This is a genomic window from Mesorhizobium sp. M0751 (assembly GCF_040320265.1).
In the GTDB taxonomy this organism is placed as follows: Bacteria; Pseudomonadota; Alphaproteobacteria; order Rhizobiales; family Rhizobiaceae; genus Mesorhizobium.
Map to the genome: position 1 here is coordinate 231,467 of NZ_JAMYPH010000002.1, position 16,304 is coordinate 247,770.

Sequence of the window (16,304 nt, forward strand, 5' to 3'; positions counted from 1 at the left end):
CGAAAATGCAAACGGCGGGCCTACGACCCGCCATTGTCCACGCCTCGACTTCGATCGGGCCTACCAGAGATCGTAGCGTAGTCCGACTTTGACTTGATGATTGTTGATTCCTTTGCGGATCGGAAAAGAAGTCAGGCTCTCGGCAGTCACATATTCGGCGTCTGGCGCGGAAAAATACTGATAGCCCAGATCGACTGAGACGTTCTTGGACACCTGGTAGGCAAGGCCGGCATTCAGCGTGTAGGCGAAGGAATATTGGGTCTTGTCGTCACGCAGGACGAAATCGTCGGCGGGGTTGGCGTTGTCGGTGAAGTAGCTCGCCGAGAGGCGACGCTTGCTCTGAACGACACCGACACCAGCGCCGAGATAAGGTGTGATTCCGACATAGGTGCCAAGGTCGACATAGCCATTGAGTATGCCTGAGAAGGCATAGTTCTTCAGGGTCGCCGATGCCACGGTCGTTCCGTCGTTATAGCCGACGTCGATCTTGTTGCCGGGAAGATAGCCGACATTGAGATCGGCGCGCAGATAGTCGTTGAAATGGTAGCCGAAGCCAATGCTGGCGAAGATGGGATCTTCCTTTTCGTCGAAGCTCGCGGGCGTGAAGGTGAAATGCTCATCCTTGAAGCTCTTCTGCACCAGATAGGAGACATCGCCGCGCAGATACCATCCCGAGCCAACCTCGACCGGTACATAGTCGGGCGCCTGGTCGACATAGACCGGCGGTTCGTAATCGGCGCCAAGCGCCGGCGTCAGCGGCATCAGGACGACTGCTGCAAGCGCCAGTGCTACAGGCGATTTGGATGTCATGGTCCTCGGCTCCCGAACTTGGCGCATTCGCGATCGCGCGCGCCGTTTCAGACAGCATTGTTAACCATAGTGGTTAAGTGCGGGTTAAGGATAACAAGGCGTTAGCAATTGATTGATCCGTTTTCGCTCCTCGAGCTGGACAGCGTTACAGAGCAACGCAGCATCTTTAGGCAGCCAAACGAAACCGCCCGGCATCAGCCGGGCGGTCGACAAAATCCTCGATTTCGAAGCGACTACTTCGTGTAGACCGGCTCCGGTTCCGGAACATAGGGTTCCGGTTCGACGCAGTCCGATCTGCCGAACTGGTAGCGCAGGCCGCCGCGCACCTCATGAACATTGATGCCGTCGTCATAGCCGGGGCCGACGCCGCTGCCGAAGTCGAACATCTTCCCACCGTTTATATGGCTGTAGCGGTAGCCGACGTCGAGCTTGACGCGATCGGTCAAACAGTAGGATGCACCTACCATGGCAGCATAGGCAAAACGCCAGCCCTTGCCGCCATGGTGGAAGAATTCACCGTCTTCATCACTGTTGTGGAGTGTATCCCACTTAACCCAGGCGCCGCCGATGCCGGCACCGACATAGGGCGTGATACCGTGCCATGTGCCGATATCGACATAGGCGTTGGCGAGCAGCAGCAGCGCCGTATAGGACGAGGTATCGACCGAAGTACAGGGATCTCCATCGAGGCAGATGCCGCTGGTCGAGCCGCGGAAAGTGGATTTGCTCATCCAGTCCGCGGTCAAGTCGGTGCGGAAGTGCCGGTCGATTTGATAGCCGACGCCGGCACCGGCCGAGAAGGCACTCTTCAGCTTGCCGCTGTCAAAAGTACCTGTCCCGGGAGGCGGTCCGTAGGTGATGTAGTCGGCGCCGCGAAACTTCGACCAGTGATAGTCGATGTCGCCGCGGATATACCAGCCGCCAAAGTCGGCCGGCTGCTCGTAGGCAACCGGTGGCGGCGCCTCCTCGACGACGGGCGGCTCGACGAAATCGGCGGCGAATGCCGGCCCGGCGCCGGCAAACAGCGCGGCCAGGAGAGCCATTCTTGCTGTGTTGAACATGCTTATCACCCCTGAGAACCCTCGAACGGCGAACGCGCCCGAAATGTGATTGACCTCAGTTGTGGATAATGAATCGGAAAGGTTAAAAGGCGTTTAACCGTATTGATTAACCACGAATCTCTAAAATTCGAGCAATCTGGCGGCCGTTGCTGCAGGCGGTGCTGGCCGCGACCCAATAAAAAGCCCGCCGGCAAGGCGGGCTTTTGAACCGATGTTGGAGAAAGATCAGGCGGCGCTGCGCGTTTCCGAAATGACCTCGACGATGTCGTTGACCACGGACTCGACAAGCTGCGGGTCGTCGCCCTCCGCCATGACGCGGATGAGCGGCTCCGTGCCGGAAGGCCGGATGACCAGGCGTCCGGCCTTGCCGAGGCGATTGCGCGCATCTTCGATCGCCGCCTTGACCGGCGCTTCCTCCAGCGGCTTGCCGCCGGAAATATGCACATTCTTCAAAAGCTGCGGCACCGGCTCGAATTTCTTCGACAGTTCGCTGACCGGCCGGTTATGCCGCTTGATGCAGGCGAGCACCTGGAGCGCCGAGACGAGCCCGTCGCCGGTGGTCGAGAAATCGGACAGCACGATGTGGCCCGACTGTTCGCCGCCGACATTGAGTCCATGGGCGCGCATGTGCTCGACGACATAGCGGTCGCCGACCTTGGTGCGATGCAACTGCAGGTTCATGTCGCCAAGGAAGCGTTCGAGGCCGAGATTGGACATCACCGTCGAGACGACGCCGCCGCCGGCCAGCCGTCCGCTCTGGTGCCACGACTCGGCAATCAGCGCCATGATCTGGTCGCCATCGACGATCGCGCCGTTCTCGTCGACGATGACGACACGGTCGGCATCGCCGTCGAGCGCAATGCCGATATCGGCGCGCACCTCGTGCACCTTCTTTTGCAGGCCGGCCGGATGGGTCGAGCCGCATTCCTTGTTGATGTTGAAGCCATTGGGCTCGACATTGATGGCAACGACCTCGGCGCCGAGTTCCCACAGCGCGTCAGGCGCCACCTTGTAGGCGGCGCCATTGGCGCAATCGACGACGATGCGCAGGCCTGACAGCGACATCGAGCGCGGCAGCGTGCGCTTGGCGAATTCGATATAGCGGTCATGCACGCCGTCGACGCGTTTGGCACGGCCGAGCCCATCGGAATCGGCGAGCGCCAATTCGATATCCTTGTCGAGCATCCCCTCGATACGCTCCTCGATCTCGTCGGACAGCTTATAGCCATCGGGGCCGAACAGCTTGATGCCGTTGTCGTAATAGGGGTTGTGCGAGGCAGAGATCATCACGCCGATATCGGCGCGCAGCGAGCGCACCAGCATGGCAACAGCCGGCGTCGGGATCGGGCCGAGCAGGAAGACATCCATGCCGGCGGCGCACAGGCCGGATACCATCGCGTTCTCGATCATGTAGCCGGAAAGCCTGGTATCCTTGCCGAGCACGACGCGGTGGCGGTGGCTGCCGCGCTGGAACGAGAGGCCGGCGGCCATGCCGACCCGCATGGCGACCTCCGCCGTCATTGGAAACTTGTTGGCTCGCCCACGAATGCCGTCCGTACCGAAATAATGTCCTGCCATGTTCGCCAGCTTCCCGATGGTTCTTTCCGAGCATCTCATGCCATAAAATGGCCCAAGCCCCGTCATCACATTGTATGATTATGGACGACCAATCCTTAGAAAATTGTTGTCTTGTGTGTTTTGCGTCACGCTAGTGAGTTGATTTTCAAGTTCCGAGCCCTTGTTGCGGCAGCAGCATCAGAAACGTCAACTTAAACCTCATCTGGATCCTTTGGTCTGTGGCAGTGTGGCCTTGAACCCGAATCCGCATCGTGCTGCTCCAGACAGCGGTAGGCTCAGGTTCGCCGCACCCGCCGATTTGACTGGCTGTTATGCGACGCAGTGCCCTCGCTGGGAACCAGCCATATGCGCGCGCTCCGTGCAATGCACCCGGACGAACTTGGCTGGGAGACAGTCCCGGCAACGAATTCATCACCTTAAAGAAAAGAATGCACTTCTAAATTTGTCTCTACGCTAGTTAGCATCTGGCGCAACCAGCCGTTGAGCGCTATTGCTGCACTGGGACATATCATGAACCGCCGTAGGGAGAACAAGCATGCTCATCCATCGACTTGCCACTTTGACGGGTCTCGCCGTCGCGACCTTATTCCTGGCGGCGCCTGCCAATGCGCTGACCATGGCCGAGTGCAGCACCAAGTATAACGCGGCCAAGGATGCGGGAACGCTTGGCGGGCAGAACTGGAACCAGTTCCGCAAGGCCCAATGCGGCACCGATGCCACCGCCGCTACGACCGACGCCGCGCCGGCCAAAGCCACGGCCAAGGCCGCCGACACGACCAAGGCAGCCGCCGCCGACGATGCGGCGCCGGGCCTGACGGCCAAGGAGTGCAGCACCAAGTACCAGGCGGCCAAAGCTGCCGGCACGCTCAACGGCATGAAGTGGAACGATTTCCGCAAGACCCAGTGCGCCGCCGGCGCAACGGCAGCCGCACAACCCGCCGCCACGACCAAAGCAGCGGCGGCCAGCAGCGATGACGCGGCGCCTGGGCTGACGGCCAAGGAATGCAGCACCAAATACCAGGCCGCCAAGGCTGCCGGCACGCTCAACGGCATGAAGTGGAACGACTTCCGCAAGAGTGAATGCGCCGCCGGTGCAACTGCAGCGGCACAACCTGCCGCGGCACCTGCCAAGGCGACGACAGCCGCCGCGACCGATACCGGCAAAGGCCTCAGCATGGCGGATTGCAGCGCCAAATATCAAGCTGCCAAGGCCGGAAACACGCTAAACGGCATGAAGTGGAACGACTTCCGCAAGAGCCAATGCGGCGCCGGCGCAGCCGACGACGACACCCTGCCGGCTCCCGACGCCAAGTACACCGGCGATCCGCAACCGCCGACCATCACCGCCCCCCAGGGCGTGAAATTCCCGACGGCGATCTCCAAGAAGTATGCAACCGAAACCCCGGCCAAGGGCCGCATGCACACCTGCCTCGACCTCTATTACGCCAACAAGGACGCCAACACGCTGGGCGGCCTCAGGTGGATCCAGAAAGGCGGCGGCTTCTACAGCCTCTGCAACGCCAAGCTGAAGAGCTGACCGGCGCCACCATCCGACGACATGAGCCCGCGAGCCGCAAGGTTCGCGGGCTTTTTTGTTGCTGCCGACTCCAAGGAGAGGCCCTGCGTTGCAAGGTGGCAGCGTCGATGACGCTGCCAATCTCCCCCCTCGTGGGGGAGATGCCCGGCAGGGCAGAGGGGGGCGCGAAGGATCGCAAACCTTTAATTTGTTTTCTCTGATTGGGATCAGATCAGTTGTGGCGTGGCTGCGATACGTTGGCAGGTCGGCGGGACAGCGCCCCCCTCTGTCCTGCCGGACATCTCCCCGCAAGGGGGGAGATTGGCCATCATACCGGCTTTCGCCAATCGCCAACGTTGCGGACAACTCCCTAATCGAAAGGTGCCTGAAACAAAAAACCCGCCTTGGCGAGCGGGTCGTTGGAGCCAATTGGCACCATACGCAAATTAGTAGCATAGCTGCCGGCACAAAGCAAGAACAAAATGTGGCGCCGTCGGCAAAAATGCGAACTTCATTATTCCAGCTTGGGTTCCTCGCCCCCACGAAAGTGGGGGAGAGGTGGCTCGGCGAAGCCGAGACGGAGAGGGGGAGCCGCCGCGCTCTACGAAGGCCCCCTCTCCGGCCGCTTCGCAGCCACCTCTCCCCCGCCTTGCGGGGGCGAGGAACCCAGGTCTTCAGAGGTCGGCAGGACAGGCCCCTTGTAACTCTACATTTGCTGAAGCCGTCACGGAGCGGATGCAATGGGTGAGGGGCTTTCGCGCCGTGGTCGGCTATCGGCACCTCCTGAACAAAAACGCCGCGGTCAGAGCCGCGGCGCTTCGAAGTCAATCTGTCCTGGGCCGGAGCCTAGCTTGACGGCTGGGGTTCCATGCCGCCTTCGGGCTCGGGGCCCTTCTTGCGGCGCCCGGACTTCGGCACGGCCGAGCCGCGGCTCGGCGGCGTGTCGTCGCCAAGGTCGCGTGCGGGCTTATTGCCGGCGATCAGCTGCTTGATCTCCTCGCCGGACAGCGTCTCGTATTCGAGCAGGCCCTGCGCCAGCGCGATCCATTCCTTCTTTTTCTTGGTCAGGATGGACCTTGCCGTCGAATAGGCCTCGTCGATCAGCCGGCGCACTTCGGCGTCGATGATCTGCGCCGTCTCTTCCGAGATGTTCTGCGTGCGCGCCACCGAATGGCCGAGGAACACTTCCTCCTGGTTGTCGCCATAGGCGACATGGCCGAGCTTGTCGGAGAAGCCCCAGCGCGTCACCATGGCGCGCGCCAGCTTGGTCGCCTGCTCGATATCGGAGGAGGCGCCTGAGGTGATGTTCTCCTTGCCGAATTTGAATTCCTCGGCGACACGGCCGCCCATCATGATGGCGAGGCGCGAGATCATGTATTTGTAGCTCATCGAGTAGCGATCGCCTTCCGGCAGCTGCATGACCATGCCGAGTGCCCGGCCGCGCGGGATGATGGTCGCCTTGTGCAGCGGATCGGCCGACGGCACGTTGAGCGCCAGGATGGCATGGCCGGCCTCATGATAGGCGGTCAGCTCCTTCTCGGCCTGCGTCATCGCCGACGAGCGGCGCTCGGCGCCCATCATGATCTTGTCCTTGGCGTCCTCGAATTCGGCCATGGTGACGAGGCGCTTGTTACGCCGCGCCGCCATCAGGGCGGATTCGTTGACCAGGTTCATCAGGTCGGCGCCGGAAAACCCCGGCGTGCCGCGCGCGATCACCTTGAGGTCGACATTGGGCGCCAGCGGCACGTTGCGCACATGCACTTTCAGGATCTTCTCGCGGCCGACGATGTCTGGGTTCGGCACCACCACCTGGCGGTCGAAGCGGCCCGGCCTCAGCAGCGCCGGATCGAGCACGTCGGGCCGGTTGGTGGCGGCGATCAGGATGATGCTTTCGTTGGATTCGAAGCCATCCATCTCGACCAGCAGCTGGTTCAGCGTCTGCTCGCGTTCGTCATTGCCGCCGCCGAGGCCGGCGCCGCGATGGCGGCCGACCGCGTCGATTTCGTCGATGAAGATGATGCAAGGCGCGTTCTTCTTGGCCTGGTCGAACATGTCGCGGACGCGGCTTGCGCCGACGCCGACGAACATCTCGACGAAGTCCGAGCCCGAAATGGTGAAGAACGGCACGTTGGCTTCACCCGCGACCGAGCGGGCGAGCAGCGTCTTGCCGGTTCCGGGAGGACCGACGAGCAGCACGCCGCGCGGGATCTTGCCGCCGAGCCGCTGGAATTTCTGCGGGTCGCGCAGGAACTCGACGATTTCTTCCAGATCTTCCTTGGCTTCGTCGACACCGGCGACGTCCTGGAAGGTGACGCGGCCGTGCGCTTCGGTCAAAAGCTTGGCCTTCGACTTGCCGAAGCCCATGGCGCGGCCGGAACCGGACTGCATCTGGCGCATGAAGAATATCCAGACGCCGAGGATGAGGATCATCGGCAGCCAGGAGATCAGGGTGCCGAACAGCGAATTGGAGCCGTCGGATTCAGGACGCGCATTGATGGTGACGTTCTTGTCCTGCAGCCGCGAAACCAGCGACGGGTCCCCAGGCGAATAGGTCTGGAAGCCGTTGGAACTGTCCGTGTAATTGCCGGAGATACGGGCGCCGGCGATGGTCACCGACTTGATCCGTCCCGCCGCGACTTCCTGCAGGAACTGCGAATAGGGAACATCGCTCGAGGCTCCACGCGTCTGCGGCGTCTGGAAAAGATTGAAGAGAGCGATGAGCAGGACCGCTATGATCGCCCAGAGCGCGAGGTTGCGATAATTCGGATTCATCAATTGTCCCGTTGGCGCCGCTGGGCGGACACGCGTCGTGAGAGGAAACTTGGCCCTAACATAGGGAGAGCGTCTCCCCTTGCCAAGCATAACAGCAGGTCTCGGTTAAGCTTTCGCCCGTGGTAGGCCGGCACTGTGGCCGCCGAATGGCGAGGCTGGAACCGGCGCCGCGCCAAGCAAGGCGGCGACGGCATCGGCCGGCACGAGATCGAAAGACGGCAGGAAACGGGCGAACGGCGCGACTGCCGGACATGCGGCGACAGCCGCCGGCATCGGGCCTTCCCCGAGCAAATCCGGGCCCTCCCCGAGCAAACCAAGGCATTCGCCATCCCGCCATAGCGCCGGCTCGGCGGCCAAGGCGGCACGTACAAGGCTTGCCGGCGTGCCATGCCCTTCAATTGCCCGCTTTGCGGCAAGAGCCGCCCCGAGCGGTGCTACAAACAGCGGCGCGATCAACAATGCACCTGAACTGTCGCCCAATGTGATCCGTCTGCGGCCATCCCAAAGCGCATTGTCGGAAACCGCAACAGCGGGCGGCAGATCGCGCAATTCGCGATGCAGAAAGATGCCGGTACGCCGGGCATCGATCACGGTCCGCGACAATGTGGCACAAAGCGGCCCGGTGCGGAGCCGGTCGAAAAGGGCTTCGCTGCGGGTCTGGTCGGGAAGGAAGGCGGTGCCGCCGGTCGCCGCCAGCAGGATGCGCAGCGCATAGATAGCCGCCCGGCTGTCGGCGGCCGTCGCAAAATCCCGGTCGAGGCGGACGAGGCCAGCGGCCGGCCTGGAGGCCAGGCTGCGGATCAGCATGGCCGCGCGGTGTCCCAGTTGCTCACGCTCGGCCGCCGCCTTTCTGGCCAGCGCCATCGCTTCAGCCACGCGAGGCGCACCATCGCCTTCGGCAAGTGCTGCGCGGACGCGCGGCCGCTCGAAGCCGGTGTCGGCATTGGTCGGATCTTCGATCCAGGCAACCTGTTCACGCCGCAGGAATTCGCGCAGCTCAGCACGCCTTACGCCGAGCAGCGGCCGCACGATCCAGTGCCGCCACTCGTAGAGGGTTGCCGGCGCCATCCCGGCAAGGCCCCGCCCCTCGTCGCGCGGCCCGTCGTCGCCTTGCCCTTCATCACTTGGCCCCCCATCACGTGCCCACTCGTCACGCGCCCACTCGTCACGCGCTTGCCGCATCAGCACGGTCTCGGCCTGGTCGTCGGCGGTGTGGCCGGTCAGGATCAGGCCAATGCCAGCCGCTTGGGCGGCCTCGGCGAGCAGCCGATAGCGCGCCTCGCGTGCGGCGGCAGGCAGGCCGGTCGATGGTTTGTGCCCCGACCAGGCGAGGACGCGATGGGCAATGCCGCGCGCCGCGCACAGCCTGGCCACGGCTTGCGCTTCCGCTGCCGCTTGCGGCCGCAATTGATGATCGATCGTCACCGCCAGCAATTTCGTTGCCGGGGCGTTACGGTCGAGATGGGCTTTGAGGAGGAGGAGAAGGGCGGTCGAGTCGCTGCCGCCGGACACGGCCGCAACAGCGCCGTTGGAAAAGTCGATCCGCGAAAAATCCGAAAGGTCAGGCTCGCTGTCGAGCGTCATGCATGTCGCCCAAAAGTGGGCCCGGTTTTGGGGCAACGACACGCAGCGGAAAAACTAGCACGCCGCGAGTGCCCTTTCCTGCTTGACCCGCTCCTTGAGCGCGCCGGAAATATCGGGGTAGCGCTTGCCGATCTCGCTGAAAGTGGCACAGGCCACGTCGCGCTGCTTCAGCCCGACCAGTGAAACGCCGAGCTTCAGCAGCATGTCGGGCGCTTTCTTGGCCTTGGGATAGTCCTTGCTGGCAGCGAGGAAAATCTCGGCCGCATCGCGGTATTTCTGCTGGCCGAGCAGCGATTCACCAAGCCAGTAATGCGCATCCGCCGCTTTGGCGTCCCGGGGAAAACGGGCGATGTGGTCGCGGAAACCCTGTTCGGCGGTGCTGTAGTCGCCCGACAGGATGAACTGGTAAGAGTTGCGGTAAAGCTCCTCCGGGTCGTTGGTCGAGGGGAGTGCCGCGACCACCGTATCGTCGGATTTGCCGGCCTTGTTGCCGGCTGCGCTGGCGCCGTTGGCCGGGGCGGTATTCTGCTCCGGCGCGTTCGCCTGCGCATTGCCGTCGGCTTCGACGACATTGCCGTTTTTGTCGACGGTGATGGTGCCGAACGTCTTGGGCGGCGCGCCGGGGATCAGCTTGCCGGGATCGCCGTTGGGCGATTCGACGATGACGTCCTCGACGCTTTTGCCGCCGTCTGCTGCCTTGCCCGCATCGGCCGGAGCCGGCGTTGCCGGTGCCTCCGCCACGTTATTGTCGCCGTTGGGGCTGTCGCTGCCAGGCGCCGCCTCGGATTTCTTCTGATCGGCCGGCTGCTGCGCGCCTTGCGGACCGCCTTCCAGCTGCTGGAAGCGGAATTCGTTGTCTTCCTGCTGCTTGCGGATCTGCTCCTGCATCTGCAGGACCTGGAAGTTGAGTTCCTCGATCTTGCCGTTCATCTGCCGGAGCTGTTCCTCCAGCGCCGGAGTGCCGGTGCCATCCTGTTGCGCAAACTGAACCTGATCCGGCTTTTTCTTTTCACCGAAAATGCCAGGCAGTTTGATCGTCGGCAGGTGGAAGGAAAAACCGCTTTCCGATGACTGCCCGGTGCCGTTTGCCCCGACACCGTCAGCAAGTGCCGCGATACTTGATACGAGCAGCACCGCAAGCGTGCCGCTCAAGACCGATCTGAAATGCATGTGCCTCTCGCCGTGAAAACCGTTGTTGCGCGCCTCTCAATCGAAGTAGACCAGCCAACTGGACCAGCCAGACGCTCTCGGCTCTTAACAGGACGTGAGACTTCGGCCAAATTTTGTTTGGAGCGAGCAGATATGAAAAAGGCGGCCTTTTGGCCGCCTTTCGCACCAAGTGTTGCATTTATGCCGATCAGGAGCCGGCGCCGCCCAGCGTGGTGACGGCGCGGCGGTTCTGCGACCAGCAGGAGATGTCGTCGCAAACCGCGACCGGACGCTCCTTGCCGTAGGAAATGGTCTTCAGGCGCTGCGCCGAAACGCCCTTGGCGACCAGAAAGTCGCGGGTGGCGGCAGCACGGCGGGCGCCGAGCGCCAGATTGTATTCGCGCGTGCCGCGCTCGTCGGCATGGCCTTCGATGACGATGGCATACTGCTTGTACTGGTTCAGCCACTGCGCCTGGCGCGACAGCGTCGTCTGCGCATCGGCGCGGATCGAGGACGAATCGGTGTCGAAGAAGATGCGGTCGCCGATGTTGACCGTAAAGTCCTGGGCCGACCCGGGCGTTGCCGCGCCGGCGCCGTTGAGGCCGAGATCGGCGGCGCTGTTCGGCGTCTTCTTCGAGGCGCAACCGGTGATCGCGAGCATGGCGACGAGCGCGATCATGACCGGGTTTGTGGTAAGTGCTGCGATACGGCCCATGCCGCCTCTCCTTCGCAATTCGAGTGATTTCATTGATCGTCCAGTAACCACGTTTGGGTTAACCGGCGCTCAAGAAACACGGTTAAAATTTGGTTTCGGCTGCCGTCCACAACCGTTCTGCCGAGGGCTACTCAAGGGCGACAATGAGCGCGGACCGTAGGCGGAAATGCGGCCAAAACATGAAAACGAGGGAATTGAGGAACTGAAGAACTGAGGAATTGAAGAAAAGGAATTACGTCAGCTTCTCTCTGAGGCTCACGAGCATCCCATGGATTTGGGCATAAGATCGCCGCCAGGCTCGAGTTGGGACTGCGGTATGTATTGAAGATCGAACGCGTAAGATATCCACGTCGCCACTTCGCTGCATGACCCCACCGCCATCGAAACGAAGCGAGCGAATTCGGCTTTGGAATGGCTCTGCTTGGCAAATCCCTCAGCTAAATTGGCGCAGATTGCCTTGCTCGAGCGACGCAATTGATCGGCAAGCGCGTATTGCTCAATTTTCGGAAAAGCAAGCGTGGCTCTATGCACCTCAAGAGAAACCGCGTAGGCGCGTTTGTAGACCTCCAGGTCCCTCGCGCGCTCAACGTAGCGCCCCGCCTTCTCCATCTCTTCAGTTCTTCAATTCCTCAGTTCTTCTTCCATCACTCCAGCAGCGGCGACCAGGCCGGATCCGAGGCGAAGTTCGCCGTCGGGATCGACTGTTCGTTGCGGCCGGTGAGATCGACCGAAACAAGTTTTGGTCCGCCATTGGAATCGCGGAAGAACATCAGCACCCGGCCGTTGGGCGCCCAGGTCGGCCCTTCCTGCTGAAAGCCGGTCGACAGGATGCGCTCACCCGAACCGTCGGTGCGCATGACGCCGATCTGGAATTCGCCGCCGGTCTGCTTGGTGAAGGCGATGAGATCGCCGCGCGGCGACCACACCGGCGTCGAATAGACGCCGTCGCCGAAGGAGATGCGGGTCTGGCCCGAGCCATCGGCGCCCATCACATAGATCTGCGCGCGGCCACCGCGATCCGAGGTGAACACCACCTTGCTGCCGTCAGGCGAGTAGGATGGCGAGGTATCGATGGCGGTCGAATTGGTAAGCCTGGTTGTCGAGCGGCTTCTCAGATCCATGGCGAAGATGTTGGAATTGCCGTCATCGCGCAGCAGGCTCATGATCACCTTCTGGCCGTCCGGCGAAAAGCGCGGCGCAAAGGTCATGCCGGGGAAATTGCCGACCAGTTCGCGCTGCCCTGTCTCGATCTGCAGCAGGTACACCCGCGGCTGACCGCTTTCATAGGACATGTAGGTGATTTCTTGCCGGTTCGGCGAGAAGCGCGGCGTCAGCACAATCGATTTGCCGTTCGAGAGATAGCGGACGTTGGCGCCGTCCTGGTCCATGATGGCAAGCCGTTTCTTGCGCGCATTCTTGGCACCGGACTCGTCGATGAAGACGACGCGCGTGTCGAAATAGCCCTTCTCGCCGGTCAGCCGCTCGTAGATAGCGTCGGCGATGATGTGGGCGACGCGCCTGGTATTGGCGTCGTTGGCGAAGAACTGTTCGCCCGACATCTGCTGGCCGGCAAAGGTGTCCCACAGCCGATACTGGGCACGGACACGGCCGTCGGCTTCCTTGCCGACACTGCCGGTGACCAGCGCCTGCGCATTGATCACCTTCCAGTCTTCGAAGCGCGGTGTGGCATCCGGGTTCGAAATCTTTTCAATGAAAGCGCTTTTGTCGATCGGCGCGAACAGGCCGGAGCGTTTCAGGTCGGCACTGACGATGCCGGAAATCTCGGCGCCAAGTGCATCGCCGCCCTGGAAATCGGTGATGGCGATCGGCAGCGGCTCGACATTGCCCTTGTTGACGTTGAGCTCAACGAGCGCCCGCGCCGGCAAGGTGGCGGCGGCAGTCATGCCCAGCGCCATCGCTACGATCATCAGGAGCGGCTTGAGGATGGATTTCATGTCTTCTCGCTTCTCTTCGCTGATTCTGTGGGAGCTGGGCCTAAAGACCGAGCATCTCCCTGGGGTCGAAAGTGACCCGAACGTCGGACCAGATGTCTTGCTTGCCCGCAGGAACCTGCAGGCCGGCCATGTCGCATTTCTGAACCGCGCGCACTGCACTTTCGTCAAACGGGCGGTTTCCGCTCGATTTTTCGACAGTAGGCCGGCCATCCAGCTTGCCGGAGGCGTCCAGGTTGAACTGGATCACAGCCACGAAATTCTCCGAACCCTCAAGCCCTACCGGCAGGGTCCAGCAATTACTAAGCTGGGCCTCCAATGCCCCCTGCTCCGATTTCGAAAGCTTCTGGCCCTGATCCTTCTCGCCGCCGAGCGATGCCTGCTGGGTCGAGCGCTTGGCGCCGCCGCCGGACGGCTTCCGCTTGTCGAGCAGAGCCGAAATCTCGTCGGCGTTGAACTGCTTGTCTTCAGATTTTGGCCTGGACGAGGCTTCCTTGACCGGCTTGTCGGCATCCTTGCGCTCGGGCGCCTTGGCGCTTTCGGCCTGGGCCGGCTGCGGCTTCGGCCGAGCCTCGGGTGCTGGCGCCGAGTCCGGAAGCTGCGCCTCCTCGGTTGGGGGTTGCTTGGCAATCGCCTCGGCGACGGCGTCCGGCTTGACCTCGGGCTGCGGCTCGATCGCGGCAGTCTTGTCCTGCGGCGGCGTGGGCGTCGGCTCCTTGGCCGGCGTCGGCTTGGGTTCGGTCTGCTTGACAGGCTCGGGCTTGACCTCTTCCTTCGGCTGCGGCACCGGCGCTACCTCCGTAGCGGGAATAGGCTTCGGCTGTTCCTTCGGCTTCGGCACGTCCTCAGGCTTGGGCTTTTCGACCGGCGTCGGCGCGGGTGGCGGAGCCGCCGTCATATCGACTGGGTGGGGCTTGGACTCCGGTGTCGGCGGCTTGTCGGTGTCGACGCTGTTCTCGCCGATTTTCTGGGCGTCGGGAACGATGTCGGGACGCTGTGTCGGCAGCGGCGCCGGCTTTTCGTGCATCACAGACTTCTTGTCGCCTTGCAGGACCTGTGCCGTCGCTTCCATCGGCACGATCTCGACCGAAACCGATTCCGCATCGGACGCAGGCATCGCGGGGGGCGAGGACAACGTGAACAGCCCGAAGGCGATCGCCACCGTATGCAGGATCACCGATGTGGTGAGGCCGGTCCTCATCTTGCGTCTATTGATCCTGTTCCTGCAGTGAAACCAGGCCGATATTCTTGTAGCCGGCAGCCGAGATGCGGGCCATCACCTTCATGGCCGTGCCGTAATCCGTCGCCTTGTCACCCCTGATGAAAATGCGCTCGTCATAGCCGGTCTTCGAGATCGCCTGCAGCTTGGCCACCAATTCCTCGATCGGGATCTCGGTTTCCTGGAGGTAGATCTGACCGGCCGGGTTGATGGACACGGTTATAGGCTGCGTATCGGCGTTCATCGCTTTGGCCTGGGTATCCGGCAGGTCGATCGGCACGCCGACCGTCAGCAAGGGTGCTGCGACCATGAAGATGATGAGCAGCACCAGCATCACGTCGACCATCGGCGTGACGTTGATCTCCGATATCAAGGCGTGATGGCGGCCGCGCCGCCTGTGGCCGCGCCCGCCGCGTCCTCCGCCACCTGCGCTTACGGACATTCCCATGATCGTTCCTCAGGCCTTCTGCGCGACTTTTTCATCGATTTGGCGCGAGAGTATGGCGGAGAACTCATCCGCGAACCCTTCCATGCGCACCGCGATCTTGCTCGCGTCCGACGACAGCTTGTTGTAGGCGATGACGGCGGGGATGGCGGCGAGCAGGCCGATGGCCGTCGCCAGCAGCGCCTCGGCGATGCCGGGCGCGACCACCGACAGGCTGGTGTTCTTCGAGGCGGCGATCGCCTGGAACGAGGTCATGATGCCGATAACCGTGCCGAACAGGCCGATGAACGGCGCCGCCGAGCCGGTGGTGGCGAGGAAGCCAAGCCGCCCTTCCAGCTTTTCCATCTCGCGGGTCAGCGCCAGATCCATCGCCTTGTCGATGCGGGTCTGCAGGCCGAGCGGCGATTTCGCGCCCTTCTCGAAGCTTTTCTTCCATTCGCGCATGGCGGCGACGAAGATCGCGCTCATGCCGGTCGTCTTGCGGTCGGCGAGCGTGCGGTAAAGTTCTTCCAGCGACTGTCCCGACCAGAACACCTGTTCGAAGCGGTTGAGCGCCAGCCGCATGCGGGCATAGGCGACGAGCTTGTCGACGATGATCGCCCAGGTCCAGATCGAGGCGCAGAGCAAGCCGATCATGACCAGCTTGACCACCCAACCGGCCTGCATGAACAAGGCCCAAATCGATAAATGCGCGCCCGGGTCGGCGAGAGCGATGTTTTCCATGTTACGTCCTTAAAGATTTTCCGGGCGTGGCTGGCGGCTGGCCCATGGGCATCCCTTGTGGTCCGTTCGCGTTAAGCTTGCGGAATAACCCCAAATGCACCGTTGGCGGCCTTTTCGGGGCAAATATTGGTGAAAGGAAGGCGCTTGGATTCTCCCAATCTTAACCAATCCCTTCATGGACCGTTATGGTTAAGGATGGGTTAGGACGTACAGCGCGGCGCATTGCCGCGCCTATGTGGGTCGCCCCGGCGATCCTGGCCCGGACTGGACTGCGGGATCGTCGCCTCTGAACCTTTATTTGCTCGTTCTGGGCATGAAGGCTGCGATCCAGTCCTTGGGAAAGCGCCGCGGCCGGCCGTTCTCGCCGACGATCGCCGCTTCGACCCGCGCCTCGACCAGCACTTCGCTGCCGCGTTTCAACTGCTGCGCCATGACGATGCGGGCGCCGGAAATGTCTTCGGTGCGCGTATCGATGGTCAGGATGTCGTCCATGCGGGCCGAACCGCGGAAGTCGATCTCCATGCGCCGCACCACCCAGACTATTTTCTCGCCATGCTTGCCGTCGGCAAGCTCGGTGTGGTGGACGCCGGCCAGCCGCAGATAATCGGAACGGCCGCGCTCGAAGAATTCGAGATAGCGTGCGTGGTAGACGACGCCGGAAAAATCGGTGTCGGCATAATAGACCCGCGCCATCAATCGATGGCCGAATTCCGTCAGCGCGCCGGAAAGGCCGGCGGACAATGCCGATTCACCGTGATCGTCCATTGCGCTGTCCTTTTG

14 protein-coding genes are annotated in these 16,304 nt (G+C 62.3%); 1 reads left to right on the forward strand and 13 read right to left on the reverse strand.

Features of this window, described 5'->3' with window-relative positions; translation table 11 throughout:
* Positions 1-60 precede the first annotated feature (60 nt).
* The 3 genes from NKI19_RS03795 to glmM form a co-directional block, all read right to left on the reverse strand.
* Entirely contained in the window at positions 61-810 is a 750-nt protein-coding gene (locus tag NKI19_RS03795) for an outer membrane protein (RefSeq protein ID WP_352489266.1), read from the reverse strand.
* Positions 811-1,043: 233 nt separating this feature from the next.
* Positions 1,044-1,871 carry an outer membrane protein gene (locus NKI19_RS03800; RefSeq protein WP_292664753.1) on the reverse strand — a complete coding sequence of 276 codons (828 nt, stop codon included), beginning with the start codon at positions 1,869-1,871 and terminating at the stop codon, positions 1,044-1,046.
* Between the two features lie 225 nt (positions 1,872-2,096).
* Positions 2,097-3,449 (reverse strand): phosphoglucosamine mutase, encoded by a 1,353-nt coding sequence (gene glmM / locus NKI19_RS03805; protein WP_031213285.1) that lies wholly within the window; start codon positions 3,447-3,449, stop codon positions 2,097-2,099.
* An 874-nt stretch (positions 3,450-4,323) separates the two neighbouring features.
* Here glmM and NKI19_RS03810 point away from each other — a divergent pair.
* Positions 4,324-4,986, forward strand: a complete 663-nt coding sequence (locus NKI19_RS03810) for a hypothetical protein (RefSeq protein ID WP_352621115.1) — start codon at positions 4,324-4,326, stop codon at positions 4,984-4,986.
* 825 nt (positions 4,987-5,811) lie between these two features.
* On the opposite strand, the gene ftsH is transcribed toward NKI19_RS03810, so the two are convergent.
* The 10 genes from ftsH to ybgC all read right to left on the reverse strand — a co-directional run bounded on the left by ftsH (position 5,812) and on the right by ybgC (position 16,289).
* Positions 5,812-7,737 carry an ATP-dependent zinc metalloprotease FtsH gene (gene ftsH, locus NKI19_RS03815; RefSeq protein ID WP_023677989.1) on the reverse strand — a complete coding sequence of 642 codons (1,926 nt, stop codon included), beginning with the start codon at positions 7,735-7,737 and terminating at the stop codon, positions 5,812-5,814.
* Positions 7,738-7,842: 105 nt separating this feature from the next.
* The gene (tilS, locus tag NKI19_RS03820) at positions 7,843-9,321 is read right to left on the reverse strand and encodes a tRNA lysidine(34) synthetase TilS (RefSeq protein WP_352489264.1); all 1,479 of its coding nucleotides are present in this window, start codon (positions 9,319-9,321) and stop codon (positions 7,843-7,845) included.
* Between the two features lie 54 nt (positions 9,322-9,375).
* Positions 9,376-10,491, reverse strand: a complete 1,116-nt coding sequence (gene ybgF / locus NKI19_RS03825; RefSeq protein WP_352489263.1) for a tol-pal system protein YbgF — start codon at positions 10,489-10,491, stop codon at positions 9,376-9,378.
* Between the two features lie 187 nt (positions 10,492-10,678).
* A complete protein-coding gene (pal, locus tag NKI19_RS03830; RefSeq protein WP_023677992.1) occupies positions 10,679-11,185 on the reverse strand; it encodes a peptidoglycan-associated lipoprotein Pal in 507 nt (168 codons plus the stop codon).
* Positions 11,186-11,440: 255 nt separating this feature from the next.
* Positions 11,441-11,794 carry a four helix bundle protein gene (locus tag NKI19_RS03835; RefSeq protein ID WP_352489262.1) on the reverse strand — a complete coding sequence of 118 codons (354 nt, stop codon included), beginning with the start codon at positions 11,792-11,794 and terminating at the stop codon, positions 11,441-11,443.
* Between the two features lie 35 nt (positions 11,795-11,829).
* On the reverse strand, positions 11,830-13,113 hold the full coding sequence (gene tolB / locus NKI19_RS03840; protein WP_502895839.1) for a Tol-Pal system beta propeller repeat protein TolB: 1,284 nt from the start codon (positions 13,111-13,113) through the stop codon (positions 11,830-11,832).
* Between the two features lie 67 nt (positions 13,114-13,180).
* On the reverse strand, positions 13,181-14,338 hold the full coding sequence (gene tolA / locus NKI19_RS03845; RefSeq protein ID WP_352489261.1) for a cell envelope integrity protein TolA: 1,158 nt from the start codon (positions 14,336-14,338) through the stop codon (positions 13,181-13,183).
* A 7-nt stretch (positions 14,339-14,345) separates the two neighbouring features.
* Positions 14,346-14,804: a protein TolR gene (gene tolR, locus NKI19_RS03850; protein WP_254816466.1), complete on the reverse strand. Its 459-nt coding sequence runs from the start codon at positions 14,802-14,804 to the stop codon at positions 14,346-14,348.
* Positions 14,805-14,813: 9 nt separating this feature from the next.
* Positions 14,814-15,524 carry a protein TolQ gene (gene tolQ / locus NKI19_RS03855; RefSeq protein ID WP_352489260.1) on the reverse strand — a complete coding sequence of 237 codons (711 nt, stop codon included), beginning with the start codon at positions 15,522-15,524 and terminating at the stop codon, positions 14,814-14,816.
* 294 nt (positions 15,525-15,818) lie between these two features.
* Positions 15,819-16,289, reverse strand: a complete 471-nt coding sequence (gene ybgC, locus NKI19_RS03860; RefSeq protein ID WP_352489259.1) for a tol-pal system-associated acyl-CoA thioesterase — start codon at positions 16,287-16,289, stop codon at positions 15,819-15,821.
* Positions 16,290-16,304: the final 15 nt, after the last annotated feature.

What these genes read in the sequence shown, in the direction of transcription:
- NKI19_RS03795 (WP_352489266.1), bottom strand. Translation starts at nt 810, where the DNA reads ATGACATCCAAATCGCCTGTAGCACTGGCGCTTGCAGCAGTCGTCCTG.
- NKI19_RS03800 (WP_292664753.1), bottom strand. Translation starts at nt 1,871, where the DNA reads ATGTTCAACACAGCAAGAATGGCTCTCCTGGCCGCGCTGTTTGCCGGC.
- glmM (WP_031213285.1), bottom strand. Translation starts at nt 3,449, where the DNA reads ATGGCAGGACATTATTTCGGTACGGACGGCATTCGTGGGCGAGCCAAC.
- NKI19_RS03810 (WP_352621115.1), top strand. Translation starts at nt 4,324, where the DNA reads ATGAAGTGGAACGATTTCCGCAAGACCCAGTGCGCCGCCGGCGCAACG.
- ftsH (WP_023677989.1), bottom strand. Translation starts at nt 7,737, where the DNA reads ATGAATCCGAATTATCGCAACCTCGCGCTCTGGGCGATCATAGCGGTC.
- tilS (WP_352489264.1), bottom strand. Translation starts at nt 9,321, where the DNA reads ATGACGCTCGACAGCGAGCCTGACCTTTCGGATTTTTCGCGGATCGAC.
- ybgF (WP_352489263.1), bottom strand. Translation starts at nt 10,491, where the DNA reads ATGCATTTCAGATCGGTCTTGAGCGGCACGCTTGCGGTGCTGCTCGTA.
- pal (WP_023677992.1), bottom strand. Translation starts at nt 11,185, where the DNA reads ATGGGCCGTATCGCAGCACTTACCACAAACCCGGTCATGATCGCGCTC.
- NKI19_RS03835 (WP_352489262.1), bottom strand. Translation starts at nt 11,794, where the DNA reads ATGGAGAAGGCGGGGCGCTACGTTGAGCGCGCGAGGGACCTGGAGGTC.
- tolB (WP_502895839.1), bottom strand. Translation starts at nt 13,113, where the DNA reads ATGATCGTAGCGATGGCGCTGGGCATGACTGCCGCCGCCACCTTGCCG.
- tolA (WP_352489261.1), bottom strand. Translation starts at nt 14,338, where the DNA reads ATGAGGACCGGCCTCACCACATCGGTGATCCTGCATACGGTGGCGATC.
- tolR (WP_254816466.1), bottom strand. Translation starts at nt 14,804, where the DNA reads ATGGGAATGTCCGTAAGCGCAGGTGGCGGAGGACGCGGCGGGCGCGGC.
- tolQ (WP_352489260.1), bottom strand. Translation starts at nt 15,524, where the DNA reads ATGGAAAACATCGCTCTCGCCGACCCGGGCGCGCATTTATCGATTTGG.
- ybgC (WP_352489259.1), bottom strand. Translation starts at nt 16,289, where the DNA reads ATGGACGATCACGGTGAATCGGCATTGTCCGCCGGCCTTTCCGGCGCG.